General features: G+C 35.2%; 17 protein-coding genes, 1 riboswitch and 1 other annotated feature. Of the genes, 1 reads left to right on the plus strand and 16 read right to left on the minus strand.

Annotated features, from left to right (window positions below):
- Positions 1-302 precede the first annotated feature (302 nt).
- Positions 303-483, minus strand: a riboswitch (Lysine riboswitch).
- A 59-nt stretch (positions 484-542) separates the two neighbouring features.
- The 16 genes from uvrC to AC3ASS_RS02425 form a co-directional block, all read right to left on the minus strand.
- Positions 543-2,321, minus strand: coding sequence for an excinuclease ABC subunit UvrC (gene uvrC / locus AC3ASS_RS02350; protein WP_488281972.1), 1,779 nt, complete (start codon positions 2,319-2,321; stop codon positions 543-545).
- 154 nt (positions 2,322-2,475) lie between these two features.
- The gene (trxA, locus tag AC3ASS_RS02355; RefSeq protein WP_488281901.1) at positions 2,476-2,790 is read right to left on the minus strand and encodes a thioredoxin; all 315 of its coding nucleotides are present in this window, start codon (positions 2,788-2,790) and stop codon (positions 2,476-2,478) included.
- A 154-nt stretch (positions 2,791-2,944) separates the two neighbouring features.
- The gene (locus AC3ASS_RS02360) at positions 2,945-3,925 is read right to left on the minus strand and encodes an electron transfer flavoprotein subunit alpha/FixB family protein (protein WP_488281902.1); all 981 of its coding nucleotides are present in this window, start codon (positions 3,923-3,925) and stop codon (positions 2,945-2,947) included.
- Positions 3,926-3,959: 34 nt separating this feature from the next.
- Positions 3,960-4,733, minus strand: a complete 774-nt coding sequence (locus AC3ASS_RS02365) for an electron transfer flavoprotein subunit beta/FixA family protein (RefSeq protein WP_488281903.1) — start codon at positions 4,731-4,733, stop codon at positions 3,960-3,962.
- A gap of 89 nt (positions 4,734-4,822) precedes the next feature.
- A complete protein-coding gene (locus AC3ASS_RS02370) occupies positions 4,823-5,596 on the minus strand; it encodes an enoyl-CoA hydratase (RefSeq protein WP_488281904.1) in 774 nt (257 codons plus the stop codon).
- Positions 5,597-5,602: 6 nt separating this feature from the next.
- Positions 5,603-6,199, minus strand: a complete 597-nt coding sequence (gene fadR / locus AC3ASS_RS02375; protein ID WP_488281905.1) for a fatty acid metabolism transcriptional regulator FadR — start codon at positions 6,197-6,199, stop codon at positions 5,603-5,605.
- A 158-nt stretch (positions 6,200-6,357) separates the two neighbouring features.
- Positions 6,358-8,064, minus strand: a complete 1,707-nt coding sequence (locus AC3ASS_RS02380; RefSeq protein ID WP_488281906.1) for a long-chain-fatty-acid--CoA ligase — start codon at positions 8,062-8,064, stop codon at positions 6,358-6,360.
- Between the two features lie 337 nt (positions 8,065-8,401).
- Positions 8,402-8,812: a DUF350 domain-containing protein gene (locus AC3ASS_RS02385; RefSeq protein WP_488281907.1), complete on the minus strand. Its 411-nt coding sequence runs from the start codon at positions 8,810-8,812 to the stop codon at positions 8,402-8,404.
- 21 nt (positions 8,813-8,833) lie between these two features.
- Positions 8,834-11,188 (minus strand): endonuclease MutS2, encoded by a 2,355-nt coding sequence (locus tag AC3ASS_RS02390; RefSeq protein WP_488281908.1) that lies wholly within the window; start codon positions 11,186-11,188, stop codon positions 8,834-8,836.
- A 14-nt stretch (positions 11,189-11,202) separates the two neighbouring features.
- Entirely contained in the window at positions 11,203-12,930 is a 1,728-nt protein-coding gene (gene polX / locus AC3ASS_RS02395) for a DNA polymerase/3'-5' exonuclease PolX (RefSeq protein ID WP_488281909.1), read from the minus strand.
- 141 nt (positions 12,931-13,071) lie between these two features.
- Positions 13,072-13,602: a CvpA family protein gene (locus tag AC3ASS_RS02400; RefSeq protein ID WP_488281910.1), complete on the minus strand. Its 531-nt coding sequence runs from the start codon at positions 13,600-13,602 to the stop codon at positions 13,072-13,074.
- Positions 13,603-13,616: 14 nt separating this feature from the next.
- A complete protein-coding gene (gene zapA, locus AC3ASS_RS02405) occupies positions 13,617-13,847 on the minus strand; it encodes a cell division protein ZapA (RefSeq protein WP_488281911.1) in 231 nt (76 codons plus the stop codon).
- A gap of 663 nt (positions 13,848-14,510) precedes the next feature.
- The gene (gene pheT / locus AC3ASS_RS02410) at positions 14,511-16,925 is read right to left on the minus strand and encodes a phenylalanine--tRNA ligase subunit beta (RefSeq protein ID WP_488281912.1); all 2,415 of its coding nucleotides are present in this window, start codon (positions 16,923-16,925) and stop codon (positions 14,511-14,513) included.
- Between the two features lie 12 nt (positions 16,926-16,937).
- A complete protein-coding gene (gene pheS, locus AC3ASS_RS02415) occupies positions 16,938-17,978 on the minus strand; it encodes a phenylalanine--tRNA ligase subunit alpha (RefSeq protein WP_488281913.1) in 1,041 nt (346 codons plus the stop codon).
- 415 nt (positions 17,979-18,393) lie between these two features.
- Positions 18,394-18,900, minus strand: coding sequence for a hypothetical protein (locus AC3ASS_RS02420; RefSeq protein ID WP_488281914.1), 507 nt, complete (start codon positions 18,898-18,900; stop codon positions 18,394-18,396).
- Positions 18,901-19,068: 168 nt separating this feature from the next.
- Positions 19,069-19,304: a binding site (T-box leader), on the minus strand.
- A gap of 56 nt (positions 19,305-19,360) precedes the next feature.
- Positions 19,361-20,116, minus strand: coding sequence for a TrmH family RNA methyltransferase (locus AC3ASS_RS02425; protein WP_488281915.1), 756 nt, complete (start codon positions 20,114-20,116; stop codon positions 19,361-19,363).
- 135 nt (positions 20,117-20,251) lie between these two features.
- On the opposite strand from AC3ASS_RS02425, the gene sspI reads away from it, so the two are divergent.
- On the plus strand, positions 20,252-20,461 hold the full coding sequence (sspI, locus tag AC3ASS_RS02430; protein ID WP_488281916.1) for a small acid-soluble spore protein SspI: 210 nt from the start codon (positions 20,252-20,254) through the stop codon (positions 20,459-20,461).
- Positions 20,462-20,531: the final 70 nt, after the last annotated feature.

The following is a 20,531-nucleotide window of genomic DNA, read 5'->3' on the forward strand; positions in this document are numbered from 1 at the left end:
ATCTATCCGCCTCATTTACTCGATATGACCTTCGACAGAAAGAGCTTTGTTTTGTTATGCAAACTCACTCAATCATATCTAGCCTTATATGAGGTTCGTGTTCCTCGGACCGGTGTTTTGCCTCCAGCTTCCTTCAGATTCCGCGTCACCACGGACACCCTTGCTCTTGGCTAACCTCTACTTCTGTCTTCGGGGTTCGGGACTTACACCCTATAGTTCATGTACATGCCGGGCGCACATAAAAAAGGCAATGAGAGTTTATCTCATTGCCTGTGAAAAACCAAACTATAAAGGTTCTGCACAAGTGAGATAGCACTCCAAGATTTTTCGTAATCTTGACAGTTCTGCATTTATTCAATACAGACCCAGCAAAAGTTTCGATGAGGAAACTTTCACTTCGGCGAAATCCCCTTTCAAAGTTTTTCTAAGGAGCTCATCCTCCTCCAAACTTCTACTCTTGAATTTCGCGCCTCTACCTTCACTTTTTATGTTCAAAGTGTGTAATTAAATTTTGTTTATCATACCATAAAGTCTTATGATACTCAATGTTCTTTTTGCAATTTTTCGTAAATGGCTTCACTTACATTTCTCGGAATGCCTATTTCAATAAATTCTTCTACCGATGCTTCCTTCATTCTTTTCACGGAGCCAAAATGTTTCAATAACAGTTTCTTTCTTTTTTCTCCTACTCCAGGAATATCGTCTAATACGGATTGGAATAAGGATTTTCCACGTAATTGACGATGGAAGGTAATCGCAAAACGGTGCACTTCATCTTGAATCCGTTGGAGCAAATAAAATTCTTGGCTTCTTTTATCGAGTGGAACCACTTGTAATGGATCCCCAAACAAAAGGGATGATGTTAAATGCTTTTCGTCTTTCGATAGACCGGCAACGGGAATGTGCAAGTTTAATTCATTTTCTAGAACATCTTTAGCTGCTTCTATTTGCCCTTTTCCCCCATCGATAATGATTAAATCAGGAAGTGGTAGGTTTTCTTTTAAAACTCTTATATATCTTCTTCGAACAACTTCCCTCATCGTTTCATAATCATCTGGTCCTTGAACCGTTTTTATTTTATATTTACGATATTCTTTTTTAGCTGGTTTCCCATCAATAAAAACTACCATTGCCGATACGGGGTTTGTTCCTTGAATGTTAGAGTTATCGAATGCTTCAATTCGATAAGGAGGATAAATTCCCATTGCTTTCCCTAAATTTTCAACTGCTTTAATCGTTCGTTCTTCATCTCTTTCAATTAACGAAAATTTCTCTTCTAATGCAATAGATGCATTTTTCTTCGCAAGTTGGACTAGTTCTTTCTTTTTCCCTCGTTTTGGTTGCAGTACTTTCGTATTTAGTAATTGTGTCACTAAATCACTGTCTACTTCCTCTGGTAGTAAAATTTCTTTTGGAATAAGATGATTCGCTTTATGATAAAATTGTCCGATAAACGTTAACAGCTCTTCTTCTGGCTCATTATAGACAGGGAATAAAGAAACATCTCTTTCGATTAGTTTCCCTTGACGAATAAAAAAGACTTGAACACACATCCAACCTTTGTCTACTGCATAGCCGAAAACGTCTCGATCGATAAAATCACTCATTGTCATTTTTTGTTTTTCCATTGTTGTTTCAATATGTTGGATTTTATCTCGGTATTCTTTCGCCCGTTCAAATTCTAAAGCTTCTGAGGCTTCAAACATTTTTTTCGTTAATTCTTCTTTTACTTGTTTGTATCCACCATTTAAAAATGAAATGATCTCTTCGGTCATTTGTTTATAAGTTTCTTCCTTCACTTCATTGACGCAAGGAGCCAAACATTGTCCAAGATGATAATAAAGACAGACTCGATCAGGAAGAGAAGAACATTTTCTCAATGGATACATTCGGTCAAGCAACTTTTTTGTTTCATTAGCAGCATATACGTTTGGATAAGGTCCAAAATATTTCCCTTTATTCTTCTTTACTTTTCGAGTAATGATTAAACGAGGATGTCTTTCGGTCGTCAGCATTATATATGGATAACTTTTATCATCCTTTAACATAACATTGTATTTAGGATTATACTTTTTGATTAAGTTCATTTCCAAAATTAATGCTTCGATATTGGATGATGTGACGATGTATTCAAAATCTTCTATTTCATTGACTAAACGTTGAGTCTTTCCATCATGTGTACCAGTAAAATAAGATCTCACTCGATTTTTTAAAATTTTCGCCTTCCCAACATAAATAACCGTTCCTTGCCGATCTTTCATTAAATAACATCCCGGTTGGTTCGGCAAAATGGATAACTTTTCACTTAAGTGACTTTTGATCTCCATACCATTCACCACTTTTTACTCGGTTCAAATTTCGTCTTCTTCTAAAATATTATCATACTGAATCATGAAATAAGTATCATTATGTTCGAACCGAAATAAAATCAGAAAAACAAAAACAGTCCCTTTTCAGAGACTGTTTCAAATGTGATTATAGATGGTTATTGATTAATTCTTGAAGTGCTTCTTTTGGTCGAAATCCTACCACTTTATCTACGACTTCTCCATTTTTGAAAAGGTAAAGTGTTGGGATACTCATAACACCAAATTTTGCAGCTGTTTCTTGGTTTTCATCAACATCTAATTTTACGATTTTGACTTTGTCTCCCATTTCAGCATCTATTTCTTCTAACACAGGAGCAATCATTTTACATGGACCACACCATGGTGCCCAAAAATCAGCTAGAACTAGACCAGTACTAGTTTCTTTTTCAAATGTTTGGTCAGTAGCATTTACAATTGCCATTTATTATTCCTCCTAAACCAAATTAGTAATACAAGTATAACATCATCTTCCATATTATGCGAATGTTATGCACGAACCATTCTTTTGATTGAGCCTATTTTCTTATAAATAAAGAAGAAAAGCTTGCGAGAAGAACTTCGCAAGCCTTTTTGTATTAAGAAGTTTGAGCTTTTAATTTTTTAAATTCTTCGGTTAACATTGGAACAACTTCGAATAAGTCACCGACAATTCCGTAATCGGCCACTTTAAAGATATTTGCCTCAGGGTCTTTGTTAATGGCAACTATTACTTTTGAGTTAGACATTCCTGCTAAGTGTTGAATCGCTCCTGAAATCCCACAGGCAATATAAAGATCTGGAGTAACGACTTTTCCTGTTTGCCCGATTTGTAAGGAGTAGTCGCAATATTCCGCATCACAAGCCCCGCGGGAAGCACCAACTGCGCCTCCTAATACGTCTGCAAGTTCTTGTAATGGTTTGAAGCCTTCAGCACTTTTCACTCCACGCCCACCAGCGACAATGACTTTTGCTTCCGTTAAATCGACACCTTCACTTGTTTTTCTAACAACTTCTTTAATGATTGAACGTAAATCTTTTATATCAACGGAAATGGATGATACTTCGCCAGAACGGTTTTCGTCTTTTTCTAATGGTGTGATGTTATTTGGACGAACGGTTGCAAATAATAATCCATCCGTAACAATTTTCTTTTCAAATGCTTTACCAGAATAGATTGGTCTTGTAAAAATAATATTTCCATCTTCATTTCCTATAGCCGTTACGTCAGATACTAAACCAGAATTCAATTTACTAGCAATTTTCGGAGATAAGTCTTTTCCTAGTGCAGTATGACCGAACACAATACCATCTGGATTTTCTGCTTCTACAACAGCCATAAATGCTTGTGAATATGCATCAGAAGTGTATTGAGCTAATTTTTCATCCTCTACAATTACAACGCGATCGGCTCCATAATGAATTAGGGAATTTGCTAAATCTTTTACTTGTTCTCCTAATAAAACACCGACAACTTCTCCACCTTCAGCCATTGTTTTAGCAGCGGTAATCGCTTCATATGAAACATTTCTTAATTGTTGATCACGAACTTCTCCTAATACTAATACTTTACGTGTCATTATGATAACCTCCTGAGATCTAATCTAATGTTTATTAGATAACTTTCGCTTCTTTATGAAGGAGTTGTACTAATTCTTTCACTTGGTCCGCTAAGTCTCCTTCTAAAATTTTTCCTGCTTCTTTTTGAGGAGGTAAAAATACCTCGATTGTCTTTGTTTTTGGTTCTACATCGTCTTCGTCCAAATCTAAATCATCTAATTCCAACTCATCAAGCGGCTTCTTTTTCGCCTTCATAATTCCAGGTAAAGAAGGATAACGAGGCTCATTCAACCCTTGTTGTGCAGTCACAAGTAATGGTAGGGACGTTTCAATTTTCTCTTCATCACCTTCTACATCTCTCGTTACATACACTTTGTCCCCTTCAATTTTTAGGTCGGTAATGGTTGTCACACAATTGATTCCTAATAGTTCCGCAACACGTGGACCAACTTGACCAGATCCACCGTCAATAGCAACATTACCAGCTAAAACTAGATCAACTTCTTTATCTTTTAAATATTCTGACAATATTTTTGCTGTTGTATATTGGTCTCCATCTTCAAGATCATCTTCTACATTGATAAGGACTGCTTTATCTGCCCCCATGGCCAATGCAGTACGTAATTGTTTTTCACTATCTTCATTTCCTACTGTTATAACGGTAACTTCACCGCCATGTTCGTCTCGAACTTGAATCGCTTCTTCAATGGCATATTCGTCATATGGATTAATGATGAATTCTGCCCCATCTTCGTTGATCTTCCCATTAGAAAGAGTAATTTTTTCTTCCGTATCAAAAGTACGTTTTAATAGAACATAAATATTCATTTCAAGTTACCTCCTATTGATTTGCCTTTATCTAGATTCATAGATTGAAAGCGCTAACACTTTTCATATAAAGGAATGTAAGATTCTTCTTACTTTCCTTTAAATACAGGTTCTCGTTTTTCGATAAATGCTTGAATGCCTTCTTTTGCATCTTCTGAAACAAAGATCGTTCCAAAAGATTCTGCTTCTTTTTTCGCCCCAAGATAAAACTTTTCAGATTTTCCATAGTTTAATAGATGAATAGCCGCTTTTACAGATATTGGGCTTTTCTTTTCAATCTTTTTTGCGAGCTCTTTTGCTTTTTCTAACACTTCTTCTTCCGGAAAAGCTCTAGTTGCTAATCCCCATTCAACAGCTTCTGTTCCTGATATCGGTTCACTCGTTAGCATCATCTCTGCTGCTTTTGCAGGTCCAACATATCGCGGTAATCTTTGCGTTCCTGCAAATCCTGGAATTAAACCTAATTGGAGTTCTGGAAGTCCTAACTTCGCTGTCTCGCTTACATAGCGAATATGACAAGCCATTGCTAGCTCGAGTCCACCACCTAAAGCTGCACCGTGAATGGCTGCAATGATCGGTTTCGGGTATTGTTCCATTCGTTCAAATACGTCTTGGCCGTTTAAAGCAAGTTTGGAAAACTCTTCACCAGTAGAAATCGTTGTAAATTCTTTAATATCCGCTCCTGCTGAGAAAAATCTTCCTTCTCCATGTAGAATAATTACTCTCACACGTTCATCGTTTTCCAACTGTGTTAATAATTCATCAATTTCACGAATGAGCTGTGAGGACAAGGCATTCGCAGGTGGACGTGTAATGGAAACAATCGCCGTTTTCCCATCTAACTCCCATTTTAAATGTTCCATCTTGATTCACTCCTTTTCACTTTCGTATCCTAACCCGTTAATCAGTAGATTTTTAACCTTTGGGGCAAGTGAAATTAAGTGATACTTCTGTTCGTTCATAACCCATGTTGTTACTGTTTCATCTATTGTACCAAATATCATTTGTCTTGCTAATCGGACATCTAAATTTTTATTAAATTCACCTCCAGCGATGCCACTTTCTAAAATATGATCGATTAATTTTAAATATCCTTTCAGTACATCATTGATTTTCAATCGTAATTCTTTATTGGATTGTCTTAATTCTAATTGTGTAACAATCGCTAAATGTGGATCTTCCGATAAAATTCGGAAATGATTTTCAATTAACAGTTGAAGTTTCTCAACTGCTGATGTTTTGCCCTTAATCGATTCTTCAAGGGCTTCAATAAACTGGCCCATCTTTTCTTGAAAAAGTGAAATTAAAATGTCCTCTTTGTTTTTAAAGTATAAATAAATGGTACCATCAGCAACTCCTGCCTGTTTTGCAATCTTTGATACCTGTGCTTGATGGTACCCATTTTCAGCAATTACAATAACTGCTGCATCAATGATTTGTTTATATTTCGGTCTATTTGATTTCAACCTATTTCCACCTTCCGTCATCATTCACCAACAAATAATGAATGAATCATCATTCATAATTCTATATTAAAGGTTGAAATCAATTGTGTCAATAACATCATAGCAAAGCTTGTCCACTTATTTTCAGAAAGAAAGAGCCAATTGGGCCCAAGTTTTAATTAAGCTTCCTTTTTCTCTTCCTGTTCATTCGCTTTCTTTTTTTCTTCTTCCACTAACACTCTTCTTAATATTTTACCAACTGCTGTTTTTGGCAACTCTTTTCTAAATTCATAAATGCGAGGGACTTTATAGGCGGCTAAATGCTTACGTGCGAATTCATCCATTTCGCTTTCTGTAACATTTACACCTTCTTTTAATACAATATATGCTTTTACTGTTTCACCTCGATATGGATCCGGTACACCAGCAACAACCGCTTCAGCTACAGCTGGATGTTCATAAAGAACTTCTTCCACTTCACGAGGGTATATATTATATCCACCGGCAATAATCATATCCTTTTTCCTATCAACGATATAAAAATATCCTTCTTCATCCATATATCCAAGATCGCCTGTATAAAGCCAACCATCTTTTAGTGTCTGTTCTGTATCATCCGGTCGATTCCAATAACCTTTCATGACTTGAGGACCTTTAATGACTAATTCGCCAATTTCATTCGGTGGCAAATGTTCACCTGTTTCCAATGAGACAATCGCTGCATCTGTATCCGGCCATGGTACACCAATACTTCCTTTTTTCCTAGGGCGATCCCATAAAAAGTTTGCATGTGTCACCGGTGAAGATTCTGTTAATCCGTAGCCTTCTACTAATTTTCCTCCTGTAACTTTTTCAAATTGTTCTTGAACTTCTACCGGTAAAGGAGCTGAACCACTGATACATGCTTTGACGGATGAGAGATCGTATTTGGTAAGGTTTGGATGATTTAAAAGCCCTACATATATGGTTGGAGCCCCAGGGAATAAAGTCACTTTCGTTTTTTGAATCGTTTTTAATGTCGTTTCAGGATCAAATTTAGGAAGCAGGACCATTTTATTACCATTAATTAAAGAAAGTAGCATAACAGCCGTCATTCCATAAACATGGAAAAATGGCAAAATTCCAAGGACGACTTCTTCTCCTTTGCTTGTTTTATACAACCATGCATCAGACATTTTCACATTGGAAACTAAGTTTTTATGCGTTAACATAACTCCTTTTGGAAACCCTGTTGTTCCGCCTGTGTATTGAAGCAGTGCCAAATCTTCATCGATATTAACCTCATATTCAATTGGTCGGGCAAAGCCTCTTTTCATAATTTCCGTAAATAAATGATGGTTTCCTTCATGTTCTACTTTTACAGAAAAACCATATTGCTTTTTTTGAATAAACGGGTAAATGATGTTTTTCGGGAATGGCAAATAGTCTTTGATAGCGGTTACAATTATGTGCTCCAAATTTGTTTCATTCATGACTTTAGAAACTCTTGGGAACAAAATGTCTAGTGTAATAATTGCTTTTGCACCGGAGTCTTTCATTTGATAAGACAATTCCCTTTCCGTATATAATGGATTTGTTTGAACAACAATTCCTCCGGCGTATAAAATACCAAAATAACTAATGACTGACTGTGGAGTATTAGGAAGCATGATGGCTACTCGGTCACCTTTTTTGATACCAATTTCTAGTAGGTAGTTTGCAAGTTTCAATGAGGACTCATACACTTCTTTAAACGTGATTTCTTTACCCATGAAATGAATTGCATAATGATCCGGAAATTTTTCTGCCGTTTCCGTTAAGTATTGTTGAATCGGCTTCTCTCCATATTCCAGCGAATGTGGAATTTCTTCCGGATATAATTTTAACCATGGCCGTGTATTTTCCATTTTCCCCCTCCTTTAATAGTTAAAAAAGTTTGAACTTTCAAACTGTTCTACAACAATTATAATATACTAAAAAAATAGTGGCAACGATTTCATCAATACTATTTCACTATTATTTTTTTAAAATAAAAAGGAGCAATGAAATAATCATCGCTCCTCACTCTTATATAAAAATTCTTATCTTTGTTCAGAAACATTATAGTAATAAACTTTTCTCATTATGTGAAATATAAAAGATAAATAACTCCTGCGATAAAAAAGATGGTACATAAAAGCATTAACACTTTACTTAACGTTTTCAAAGCTTTAACTCCCTTCTTGGACGTTTGGCAGAAACTAACTATGATGTTATTCCTGCCCCTATTACGTATGAAAATCCAATCGAAAGGACCATTGATATAAGTCCAACAGCACGGTTATCATTTTCAATTTCTTTATCTACATTAAATTGTGGTGTCAAAAATTCGAAAATAAAATACGTAATTAAAAGAAGTGTAAATCCTACAATTCCCCAGCCGATCATACCAAATATATGTTCGTGATGTAATAAAGAGTGACGAAAGATATTGCATATCCCGAATATTTTTCCACCGGTAGCCATGGCAACTGCAACATTTCCTTTTTTGATTTCTTCCCAATTTTTATATTTTGTCACTAGCTCAAAGATGGTTAAAAATATTACGATGCAAAGAACAGATACGCTAAAGTTCGCTGCAATTAGTACATATTTATTTTCCCAAAATGAACTCATTTTTTTTTACCCCTTTATTCGTTATTTAAACGATACAATTGTAACTCCTGAGCCGCCTTCACCAGCTTCCCCAAAGCGAATATTTTTGATGAATCGGTGGTTTTTCAAATACTCTTGTATTCCTTTTCTTAAGGCGCCTGTACCTTTTCCATGAATGATGGATACTCTTGGATAACCCGCAAGTAATGCATCATCAATATACTTTTCTACTTTTAAGATTGCGTCTTCCAACCGTTCTCCACGCAAATCAAGTTCTAAAGGTACGTGATAATCACTTCCTTTAATGGTTGCAATTGGCTTCGTTTCCACTGGTTTTGGACTATTCATTAATTGAAGATCATCGGCATCCACTTTCATCTTCATGATTCCAATTTGAACGATCCATTGATTTTGATCAACTTTTTCTAATAAATTCCCTTTTTGTCCTAATGAAATAACTTTCACTTCATCACCTGGTTGAAGCTTACGGCTTGAAACCTGAGTCTTTCGAAGTTTTTTCGGTTCTTCACTTTCTGGTATAGCATTTTGCAGGCGCTTTTTCGCTTCAATGAGTTCATGTTCTTTGATTTGCGCTCCACGTTTAAGCATCATTTCACGAAGTTCTTTAATGATACTTTCTGCTTCTTTTTCTGCGTTTTTAATGATTTCAGTTGCTTCTTTTCTTGCTTCCTCGAGAGCTTGTTCACGAGTAGCTAAGTATTTATCCATCTCTCTTTGCAATTGTTCATGTAATTCTTTAGCTTCTAATAAATATTTTTCTGCTTCTTCTCTTTCTTTTTCCGCTAGTTTTCTACTTTCTTCTAATGAAGCAATCATATTTTCAACTTTATTGCTTTCCGTACTAATTTGTTCTCGAGCCACTTGAATGATTGACTCAGAAAGTCCTAGTCTTTTTGAAATTTCAAATGCGTTGCTTCGTCCCGGTAACCCGATTAATAATCGGTAAGTTGGACTTAATGTTTCTACATCAAATTCAACACTTGCATTAACTACCCCTTTTCGATTGTAGCCATATGCTTTTAATTCTGGATAGTGAGTAGTTGCGATGATACGAGCTCCGATTCGATACACTTCATCTAAAATGGAGATGGCTAACGCAGCTCCTTCTTGCGGATCTGTACCAGCTCCTAGCTCATCAAATAAGACTAGACTGTTGTTTGTCACTTTCTTTAAGATGTCAACAATGTTTACCATGTGAGACGAAAACGTACTTAAACTTTGTTCAATCGATTGCTCATCTCCGATATCGGCAAATACCGCATCAAACACTGCAGCTTCTGAATCCTCGTTAGCTGGAATTGCCAACCCTGCTTGAGCCATAAGAGTTAATAAACCAACCGTTTTTAATGCTACCGTTTTTCCACCTGTATTCGGTCCAGTAATGACAATCGTTGTATATTCTTTCCCTAGTTCTATACTATTTGGAACAACTTCTTCTGCGGATATAAGTGGATGCCTTGCATTTTTGAAATGAATATAACCGTTATTGTTCATAATCGGTTTTGTCGCCTTCATTGCGTTTCCATACTTTGCTTTTGCAAAGATGAAATCCAACTCTTTAAGAGCATAGACAAGTTGCTTTAAATCTTCATGATTTTCCGCTACTTTTTCACTTAGTTCATTTAATATTTTTTCAATTTCTTTCTGTTCTTCTACTTTTGCTGATTGTAACTCATTGTTTAACTGTACGATTACTTGCGGCTCGATGAAGAGGGTTTGACCGGATGATGATTGATCATGAACTACCCCGCCGTAATGGGCACGATATTCTTGTTTAACCGGAATAACAAAACGATCATTTCTTATCGTAATAATAGCATCCGATAACATCTTTTGTGCACTTGAAGAACGGATCATACTTTCAAGTTTTTCCCGAACTCGAGCTTCATACGTACGAATTTTGATACGAATAGATCGCAATTTTTCACTCGCACTATCCAGCACTTCCCCATGCTCATTAATAGCATTTTTAATCGCCTTTTCTAAGTGATGAGGAGGGTTCATCTTTTCTTCAAGTTTTTTTAAGATTGGAAACGATTCGTTTTCCGACATTTCTAAGATAAAATGTTTCATTTGTCTGCTGGCATAAATGGTACTAGCAACTTCTACTAAGTCAGTTACACCTAATGTACCACCAATTTCTGCGCGTTTAATATGGGCTGTAATATTAAAAATGCCACCAAGTGGAACGTTTCCATTTAAACGCAAAGCTTTTCTCGCCTCATCAGTTTCTTCTTGCCATTGAATAACTTCTTCAAAACTTGTAGATGGGAACAAATTTTCAATCTTTTCTTTCCCTAATGAAGATGTGGCATAATTCATTAATTGCTCTTTAATCTTTTGAAATTCTAAAACTTTAAGTGTTTTAACTTCCACGGAGATAACCTCCTTTATCTGTTGGTCTTCTTGTTATTCAACTGCTGCAGTAAATCTTTCGCATGGAACGTGTTGATACAATCCATTTTTTTCAGCCAACCTTTTCTTGCTAATTTTGTACCAATTTCCATAAAATGCAGCTGATTGATATGATGCGCATCCGTATTAATCGCGATTTTTACTCCCATTTCGGTTGCATCTTTTAATAATTGATAGGATAAATCAAGACGATTAGGATTCGCATTTAACTCTAAAATCGTATTTGTTTCTTTCGCCATATGCAATAGTTTTTCTACATTTACTTTATATCCTTCTCTCCTACCAATAATTCTTCCTGTTGGATGAGCAATGATGTTTACATAAGGATTTTCACAGGCGTTTTGTAATCGTTTCATTATCATGTCTTCGCTTTGTTGGAAACTAGAATGGATAGCTGCTATGACAATGTCTAATTCTTTTAAGATGTTATCCGGATAATCAAGTGAACCGTCCGGTAAAATGTCCATTTCTACACCAGAAAAAATCACAATATCCCGATATTTTTCATTAAGTCTGGCAATTTCCTCTTTTTGTTTAAGCAGTCTGTCAATGGTTAAACCATTGGCAACCTTTAAGTATTGGGAATGATCTGTAATTGCTATATATTCATAGCCTTTTCTTCTCGCTTCTTCAATCATTTCCTCAATGGTATGAGCACCGTCGCTCCATGTCGTATGCATATGCAGGTCGCCTTTTATATAATTCAAATGGACTAGCTTTTCTAACTCTTCTAATCGATCTAGTTCACTACCATCTTCGCGCATTTCTGGTGGAATAAAAGGAAGGTTAAAATGTTGAAAAAATTCTTCCTCGGTTCGAAAATGTTCAACGTGTCCTGTTTCGATTTGTTCGACCCCGTATTCACTAATTTTTTCTCCACGCTCTTTTGCGATTTGTCTCATGCGAACATTATGGTCTTTTGAACCAGTAAAATGGTGAAGAGTTGTCGCAAACTCTATTTCATGAACAATGCGAAAATCGACCGATACATCAAAATCTAAACCTAATACACACGAAATCTTTGTTGGACCGCTTGCCAATACTTCTTTTATATGTTCTAAGCTTAACAGTTGTTCAATAACTTTATCTCGTTCATTAGTTGAGATGATAAAATCTAAATCTTTAATCGTTTCTTTATATCTTCTTAAACTTCCAGCACGTGAATATTGTATAATACCTTCCATCTTTTGAAGTTTTGATTCTATCCATTCAGCTACCGAAAGCATATAGGCAATTGGCAGCCGTTCAGGTCTTTGACCAAGTTTTTCTAGTTCAAGTAAAATCTTCTTTTCTGTTTTTTCTCCAAAACCAGCCAAATGGCGTATTTTTCCCGATTGACAAGCTTCTTTTAATTCATCCGCATTAGTTATATTTAATTCTTGATAAAGACGAGCGATTTTCTTTCCCCCCAAACCTGGGAGTTTCAAAAGTGGGATTAGTCCATTGGGAACTTCTTCTATTAATGACTGTAAAACTTCACTATTTCCAGTACGAATATACTCTTGAATGATCGATGCGGTACCTTTACCTATGTTTGGAAGTGTAGTGAAATCTTCAATCTCTAATAATCCTCGCTCATCTCTCTCCAAACTATTGGCCGCTTTTCGGAAAGCACTTATTTTAAAGGAATTTTCTCCTTTTAATTCCATATACATTGCAATAGTTTCTAATAATTGAATAACATCTTTCTTATGAACGTTCATTATGGAACACCTACTCCATTTATTATAATGGGACAATTCAAATTTATCATGTTTTAGTTCAAAGGAAAAATTGAAGTAGTTATAAACATGGAAAAACTTCTCTTTCCCATTTATTGAAAGAGAAGTCCAGCACTTCATTCGTTATTTGGCAATCCATAACTCTTGAATTTTCTTTGTTAATATTGGAGTATGTTCGATGATAAAGGTTGCCATAAATGACTGTTCGATTGTTTGTTGAACAAAACCGATTGGTACCGTCGAGCCTATGTATAACAAAACAAAAATGATTAAATACATTTCAAGAAAACCTAAAATGGAACCCGCCCAAACATTTAATTGCTTGATAATTGGGATGTTTGCTAAAAAGTCCAGCATCGTACCAATCACTTGTAGCAATATTTTAATCGCGAAAAAAATGATGACAAACGATACTCCGTTATAATATGCCGTTTCTGCATGAATAGCATCAAAAACGAAAGATATAACTTCATTATCAAAATTAGGATAAGGAATCCAAAGAATTAATTTTTCAGCTAAATCATCATAATAAATAGCGGCAATAATAAAAGCGATAAAGAAACTCACTAAATGGATCGCTTGTAAAATAAATCCTCGTCTTAAACCAATAAAAAAACCGAAAACGAGTAGAATGATAATCAACAAACTTAGCATGCATGTTCAACCCTTTACTGTTCTAATTTCTTCTTTAATTTTAAATATTCACTGGCAGCATTAATAGCTGCTAAAACAGCTAGATTAGTAGAATCTAATGAAGGATTCCGGGAACTGAATTCGCGCATAATTTGGTCAACATAGTCAGCTACTTCTTTTATATGTTCAGGACTTTCTTGCCCAATTATCGTATAAGTTTTTCCATATATTTCAACAATCGTTCTTGATTTCGATTGATCTGTCAAAACAGTACCCCCTTTTTTGAATCCTAAATTCTATGATACCATGAAAAAATTTCAAATGGAAAATGATTTTATCTATTGGGGGAGTGATTATTGTCATAAAATTTTTTGTTTTTAGGAGGAAAGTGAGATCGCCATAATTTTGGAGAACACAAGTTTTTTGTATAGAAAAAAGTTTTGAGTTATAAATTTATCAATTGCCATTACAAGAATTTATTGAAGTTGCAAGTTTTTATTTGCACTCACAAATACATCTTTAGTAGTTACAAATTTTACTTTTTTAGTTACAAATAATTTTTTCAAAGTTGCTAATTGACTTTTGAAAGTTACAAATAATACTTTGAAAGTTACAAAAACATTTTCTCGAGTTGCAAATTGGTTCTCAATTTTTGCAAATATCTCTTCAATCGGTCAAGATTGGCTCTTGCCAATCTCTCCATTTTTTCGTCTTTAGTTTAGCTTGCAAATATATCGAGGTGGGTTGCAAATTTTTTCTTACTCCTCAATCTGTTTTTTTACTAGTTGTAAGTATTTTTTCCAAGTTACAAATTTTTTTATAGAGTTGCACCTAAACTGTTCGTGAAACAAGAATTGGCATTAGATGATTCTTGCATTTTGCAATAAAAAATAAAGGATGAACCGAATGCTGGTTCACCCTTTATGATTTTATCCTCTTAACGTAGCATTTGCTTTTTCTTTTAGAGCATTTAATACTTTTTCATGGACCGCTGTTACTTCTTCATCAGTTAATGTGCGATTCGGATCCATATATGTTAATGAGAAAGCAATTGATTTTTTGCCTTTTTCTACATGTTCACCTTCATACACATCGAACACTTTAACGGATGTCAATAACTTTTTGCCCGCTTCGAATATGATATTCTCTAATTCTTTTGCTTCTGTTTTTCGATCGACAACAAGTGCAATATCTCGAGAAATCGATGGATACTTTGGAATTGGTATATATTTTAATGGTTTAGATTCTCTGTTTAATAATTTTTCTAAAACTAATTCAAATGCATAAACCTCATCTAAATCATATGACTTCGCTTCTGTTGGATGGATTTGCCCAATATATCCGATTTCTTCATCGTTCATGAAAATTTTAGCTGTTCTCCCTGGATGTAAATGTTCAATATTCGCTTTTTCAAAACGGATGTCATTTAGAACATTTAATTTTTCAAATAAACCTTCTAGAATTCCTTTTACAGTATAAAAATCTACTTTAACTTTTTCTGCTTGCCATGGATGGTTGACCCAAAGTCCCATCAATGCACCTGCAAGATGTTCTTCTTCCTTTGGTAAAGGTTGTTGATCATTTTTCAAAAAGACAGAACCAATTTCATAAATGGCTAAGTTTTCATTTTTTCTTGCTTTGTTATAAGATAAAACCTCTAATAGTTGAGGAACTAAGCTTAGTCGTAAGACGCTGCGATCTTCGCTCATTGGCATTGCCAGTTTAATAGGCTCTGCATTTTTCAAAGCTAGTTTTTGACATTGCTTTTCATTGGTTAATGAGTAGGTGACCGTTTGAGACAAGCCGGCTCCTTCTAAAAATCTTCTCGTAATTCTTCGTTTTTCTTGATATGGAGTCAATCCTCCAATTTCTGTCTTTCCTTCTGGCAATGTTGTAGGAAGGTTATCATATCCAAATAATCGAGCAACTTCCTCAATAATATCTTCTTCAATTCGTAAATCGTTTCTTCTTGATGGGATGTTTATAATGAACGTCTCATTGATCATATCCACTTCAAGCTTTAATCGTTGTAAAATTTCTTTTACTTCATTAAGAGAAAGATTTGTACCTAACACACGATTTATTTTATTTAATGTAATTTGAACCGTTACAGGTTCCATTTGTAGATGATCAGCTTCAACAGATCCATCTAACACTTCTCCACCGGCATATTTCGCCATTAATTCAGCTGCTCTTTTGGCTGCTTCCCTTACACGACTTGGGTCAATTCCTTTTTCATAACGATTGCTTGCTTCACTTCTTAATCCGTGATCTTTTGATGCTTGACGAATGACTGGACTCGTAAAATACGCAGATTCAAGTAGAATCATAGTAGTGTCATCCCGTACTTCACTATTAGCTCCACCCATGACACCAGCTAATGCCACTGGTTCACTACCGTTTGTAATAACAAGGTGATTTTCTGTCAATGTTCTTTCTACATCATCAAGTGTAACGATTTTTTCTCCTTGCTTCGCTCGACGAACTAATATTTCTTTTGAGCCTAAACGATTGTAATCAAAAGCATGAAGTGGTTGTCCGTATTCTAGCAAAATATAATTTGTAATATCTACCACATTGTTATGAGGACGGATACCCGCAGCCATTAATCTTGTTTGTAACCAAAGTGGAGATGGTCCTATTTTTACATTTTTAATTACTTTTGCGACATACAAAGGATTGTCTTCTTTTGCATCTACACGAACAGAAATATAGTCGGAAGCTTTTTCAGAAGATGTTTGTTTTTGAATTTCAGGTAATTGAACGTCTTTTTTTAGAATCGCTGCTGTTTCATAAGCTACTCCTAACATACTTAATGCATCCGCACGATTTGGAGTTAAGCTCAGTTCTAAAACAGAGTCATCTAAATTTAATAATTGAATTACATCACTACCAACCGGTGTATCTTCTGGAAAAACATAAATGCCTTCCGCAAATTCTTTTGGTACAAGTTTTCCTTCAATTCCTAGTTCTTGCAGGGAACAAATCATTCCGTTCGACTCTTCCCCACGTAGTTTCGTTCTTTTGATTTTTATACCACCTGGTAAGCGAGCACCAATTTTCGCAACGGCAACTTTTTGTCCTTTCGCTACGTTTTTCGCACCACAAATAATTTGAACGGGTTCACCTTCACCTAAATCAACGAGACATTTATTTAAATGATCGGAGTTTGGATGCGGCTCACAATTTAATACATGACCAACTACAACATTCGAAATATTTTTCGAAAGCTGCTGAATTCCTTCAACTTCTATTCCACTTTTTGTAATGAGTTCTGCTAGTCGTTCTGGTGTTACAGAAGATAGATCGACATAATCATTTAACCATTTATATGAAACGAACATTTTGTTCCCTCCCTATTCGTTTATAGTGAAAAATTGTTTTAAAAATCTTTGATCATTCATATAAAACTGACGTATATCATCAATTCCATATTTGAGCATGGCAATTCGTTCTACTCCAATTCCAAAAGCAAATCCTGTATATTTTTTCGAATCAAATCCCGCCATTTCTAATACGCGAGGATGAACCATACCAGCTCCAAGCATTTCAATCCATCCTGTATGTTTACATACATTACATCCGCTTCCTCCACATAGGAAACAAGAAACATCTACCTCAACTGAAGGTTCTGTAAATGGGAAGAAGCTTGGGCGTAAACGAATGCTTCGATTTTCTCCAAACATCTCTTTCGCAAATGCTTCTAATGTCCCTTTTAAATCGCTCATGCGAATGTTTTCGTCAACTACAAGTCCTTCAATTTGCATGAATTGGTGAGAGTGGGTCGCATCATCATTGTCACGACGATAAACTTTTCCTGGACAAATAATTTTTACTGGCCCACGACCTTTTTTCTTCTCCATTGTCCTTGCTTGAACAGGAGATGTGTGAGTACGTAATAAAATTTCCTCTGTAATATAGAAAGAATCTTGCATATCTCTTGCCGGATGGCCTTTTGGTAAATTCAATGCTTCAAAGTTATAAAAATCTGTTTCCACTTCAGGACCTTCAGCAATCGAATAGCCCATCCCGATAAAGAAATCTTCTACTTGCTCAATTACTTTTGTTAAAGGATGTGGATTTCCTTGGCGAACTGGTCTACCTGGTAATGAAACATCAATGTCTTCTGCTTCCAGTTTTTTACGGACGGCTTCTTCTTCTAAATAAGACTGCTTTTGTTCAATTTGCTCTGCTATTTTAGAACGGATGTCATTTGCAAGTGCACCGATTTTTGGACGCTCTTCTGGTGATAGTTTCCCCATTCCGCGAAGCACTTCTGTGATTGGACCCTTTTTTCCTAAATAAGAAACTCTTATGTCATTTAATTGTTTTAAATCAACAGCATTTTCAATTTTCGATAATGCTTCCTCTTGCAATTCTAATAATCGTTTCTCCATTCGAAAAACCTCCTTATATGAAAAGTTGAAGTATGTATGGATATGTTTCTTTTTCTAATTCTACAGAATGATCAATACTTATTGGCGATATTCGCATTAAACGATCGAAACGTCTACATTTTGTTGTACTCATCATAACTAACATTAGTCATTACCTTACTTTTTACGTCTGATATACAAGATAAAAGTACCTAATATAATTAATAGAATTCCACCTACATATATATAGGTTTTGGGGGAAATGCCATGATTGTTCTCGCTTTTAACCTGTTCATTAATACTATTATCTTGTTGAACCTCATCAATTTTCTTTAAATTCGTAGATTGATCATCATGAATTTCTACCTCAAAACTATTATTGAGTTCTTTCATATCATTGTTTTCGTTCTTTGTCTTAGCATTTACATCTTGGTGATTAGAATCGTTTGTACTTATTTTCAACAGTATCTTTTGTAGAAGATTGATTAACTTCTACATCTTTTTTTGTTGAAGTATTGCTGTTAGTTATATTGGTAGACTTTTGGTTTGTTGCATTGCTATTAGTTGTAGTTTTTGAGTTAGAATTAGATTGTTTAGGCTGTTCTGTCTTTGATTTCTCGGTTTTAGATTGTTCTGTTTTTGTTTTTTCCGTTTTAGTTGTTTCAGTCTTTCGTTTCTCGGTTTTAGGTTGTTCTGTTTTAGGTTGTTCTGTTTTAGGTTTTTCATTTCTTATCGTATATACAGTTAGTATAGGAGGGTGGTCATGGTGTGGAGAACCGATTTCAAATGTTTGACCACTATATAAAACCTCGTAATTTGCCATTCCCTCTATAAAAAATTTATCTACTGCAGGAGTATATGTGCCAAAAACAAGACCTTTACAAGCCCCTGTTGCGTCTGCTTTTTTCATACCTACTGCATGTTTATCTGATTCTATCGTCATTACACATGTTTCTCGTTTTTCCTCTGCAAAAGCAAATGTAGTACTAAAAATAAAAACGAAGAAAGTTAATATGATTGTTAATGGTCTCTTCAGGATCTTTATACCTCCTTTCTTATTTTCGATTGTTTTGTATACCAAAACTACCCAAATAAAAAAACCTCTCCCTATAAAAGGGACGAGGTTATCTTCGCGGTACCACCCTCATTGACACAACAACATTGTGTCCACTCATTTGGATAACGGGTTTTCCCCGCTTCATCTTTACATTCCAATTCGGAATGGTCCCGATGAGGGCTCCTGAGGTGAACTTCATTTGCGCTTCCAGTAAATATGCTCTCAGTCTATGGCATATTCTCCCTTATAAAGGAAGGCTGCAAACTACTTTTCTCAATCATAGCCTTTTACAATTATGAAGTTAGTATTTATTATAGCTATCTCCGCTCATTTTTTCAAACCCATCTTATAAAACTCCGCGAAAATAGTACATTAAAATCCCAGAGGCAACCGCAACATTCAATGACTCACTTCTCCCATACATTGGGATATAAACATTGGCTGTCGTCATGCTCAACAATTCTTTACGAATACCGCTTCCTTCATTACCTACAATGAGTGCATATGAATCCGTTTTTTTTACTTCGTTTAATGGGATAGCATCATGTAGAGCAGAACCATATGTAGGAATCCCTTGTTCTGATAGTTTAGAAATCCATTCTTCTAATTTCCCTTTGATGATCGGTAAATGAAAATGACTTCCTTGAGCTGCTCGCAGTACCTTCCCATTAAATAAATCCACCGTTCCTTCACCAATGATAACTGCATCAAGTCCTATCGCATCTGCTGTTCGAATGATTGTTCCTAAATTTCCTGGATCTTGAATGCCATCAATAAGCAATAGTTTTTGAAACTGCTGGATTACTTCCTTTTTCGGTCGACATACAGCAAAAATATTTTGCGAATGCTCGGTTTCTGAAAGAGCTTTAGCAATTTCGTTGGTAACTATATATATAGGTATATGATCCACCTCTTTGATAAGTGATGAATCACTCGATTCACTAATGATTATTTCAGTTACAACGTCTTTTTCCTTAAGAGCTTCCTCTACTAAATGTTCTCCTTCGACAATAAATAAACCGCTTTTTTCCCGCCCTTTTCTTGTTAATAATTTCTTCCATTGTTTCACTTTTTCGTTTTGCATTGATTGAATACGTTTCATCTTTTTCACCCATTCATTGATTTAAAACATACATTTTCATTATAACGTTAAAGTTTTCATGTATATACATACATAATACACGAAAAAATAGACACGATAAAAATGAAGGAAAAATTTATGAGAGGGGCCATTCAAATGAATTTAAATCTTCGTCATGCTGTTATACAAAATGTTGCCGACAACAATGAAGAACAGTTAGAACAAACGATTGTCGATGCTATTGAACAAGGGGAAGAAAAATATTTACCAGGTCTTGGAGTTTTATTTGAAGTGATTTGGAATAATGCAACTGAAGAAGAAAAGAAAATGATGCTTGATACATTAAAAAATGGATTAAAAAAATAAAACGGGTCCAAAAACCCGTTTTATTTATTATTCAAACTTAATTTTATTTACCGTTTCACGATCGAGACGT

The organism is Bacillus sp. JST-5, from assembly GCF_057747715.1.

Coding starts and splice junctions, on each gene's coding strand:
- AC3ASS_RS02400 (WP_488281910.1), bottom strand. CDS start 13,602: ATGCTAAGTTTGTTGATTATCATTCTACTCGTTTTCGGTTTTTTTATT.
- pheS (WP_488281913.1), bottom strand. CDS start 17,978: ATGGAGAAACGATTATTAGAATTGCAAGAGGAAGCATTATCGAAAATT.
- trxA (WP_488281901.1), bottom strand. CDS start 2,790: ATGGCAATTGTAAATGCTACTGACCAAACATTTGAAAAAGAAACTAGT.
- sspI (WP_488281916.1), top strand. CDS start 20,252: ATGAATTTAAATCTTCGTCATGCTGTTATACAAAATGTTGCCGACAAC.
- AC3ASS_RS02425 (WP_488281915.1), bottom strand. CDS start 20,116: ATGAAACGTATTCAATCAATGCAAAACGAAAAAGTGAAACAATGGAAG.
- pheT (WP_488281912.1), bottom strand. CDS start 16,925: ATGTTCGTTTCATATAAATGGTTAAATGATTATGTCGATCTATCTTCT.
- polX (WP_488281909.1), bottom strand. CDS start 12,930: ATGAACGTTCATAAGAAAGATGTTATTCAATTATTAGAAACTATTGCA.
- AC3ASS_RS02420 (WP_488281914.1), bottom strand. CDS start 18,900: ATGACGATAGAATCAGATAAACATGCAGTAGGTATGAAAAAAGCAGAC.
- AC3ASS_RS02380 (WP_488281906.1), bottom strand. CDS start 8,064: ATGGAAAATACACGGCCATGGTTAAAATTATATCCGGAAGAAATTCCA.
- AC3ASS_RS02385 (WP_488281907.1), bottom strand. CDS start 8,812: ATGAGTTCATTTTGGGAAAATAAATATGTACTAATTGCAGCGAACTTT.
- AC3ASS_RS02365 (WP_488281903.1), bottom strand. CDS start 4,733: ATGAATATTTATGTTCTATTAAAACGTACTTTTGATACGGAAGAAAAA.
- AC3ASS_RS02370 (WP_488281904.1), bottom strand. CDS start 5,596: ATGGAACATTTAAAATGGGAGTTAGATGGGAAAACGGCGATTGTTTCC.
- AC3ASS_RS02360 (WP_488281902.1), bottom strand. CDS start 3,925: ATGACACGTAAAGTATTAGTATTAGGAGAAGTTCGTGATCAACAATTA.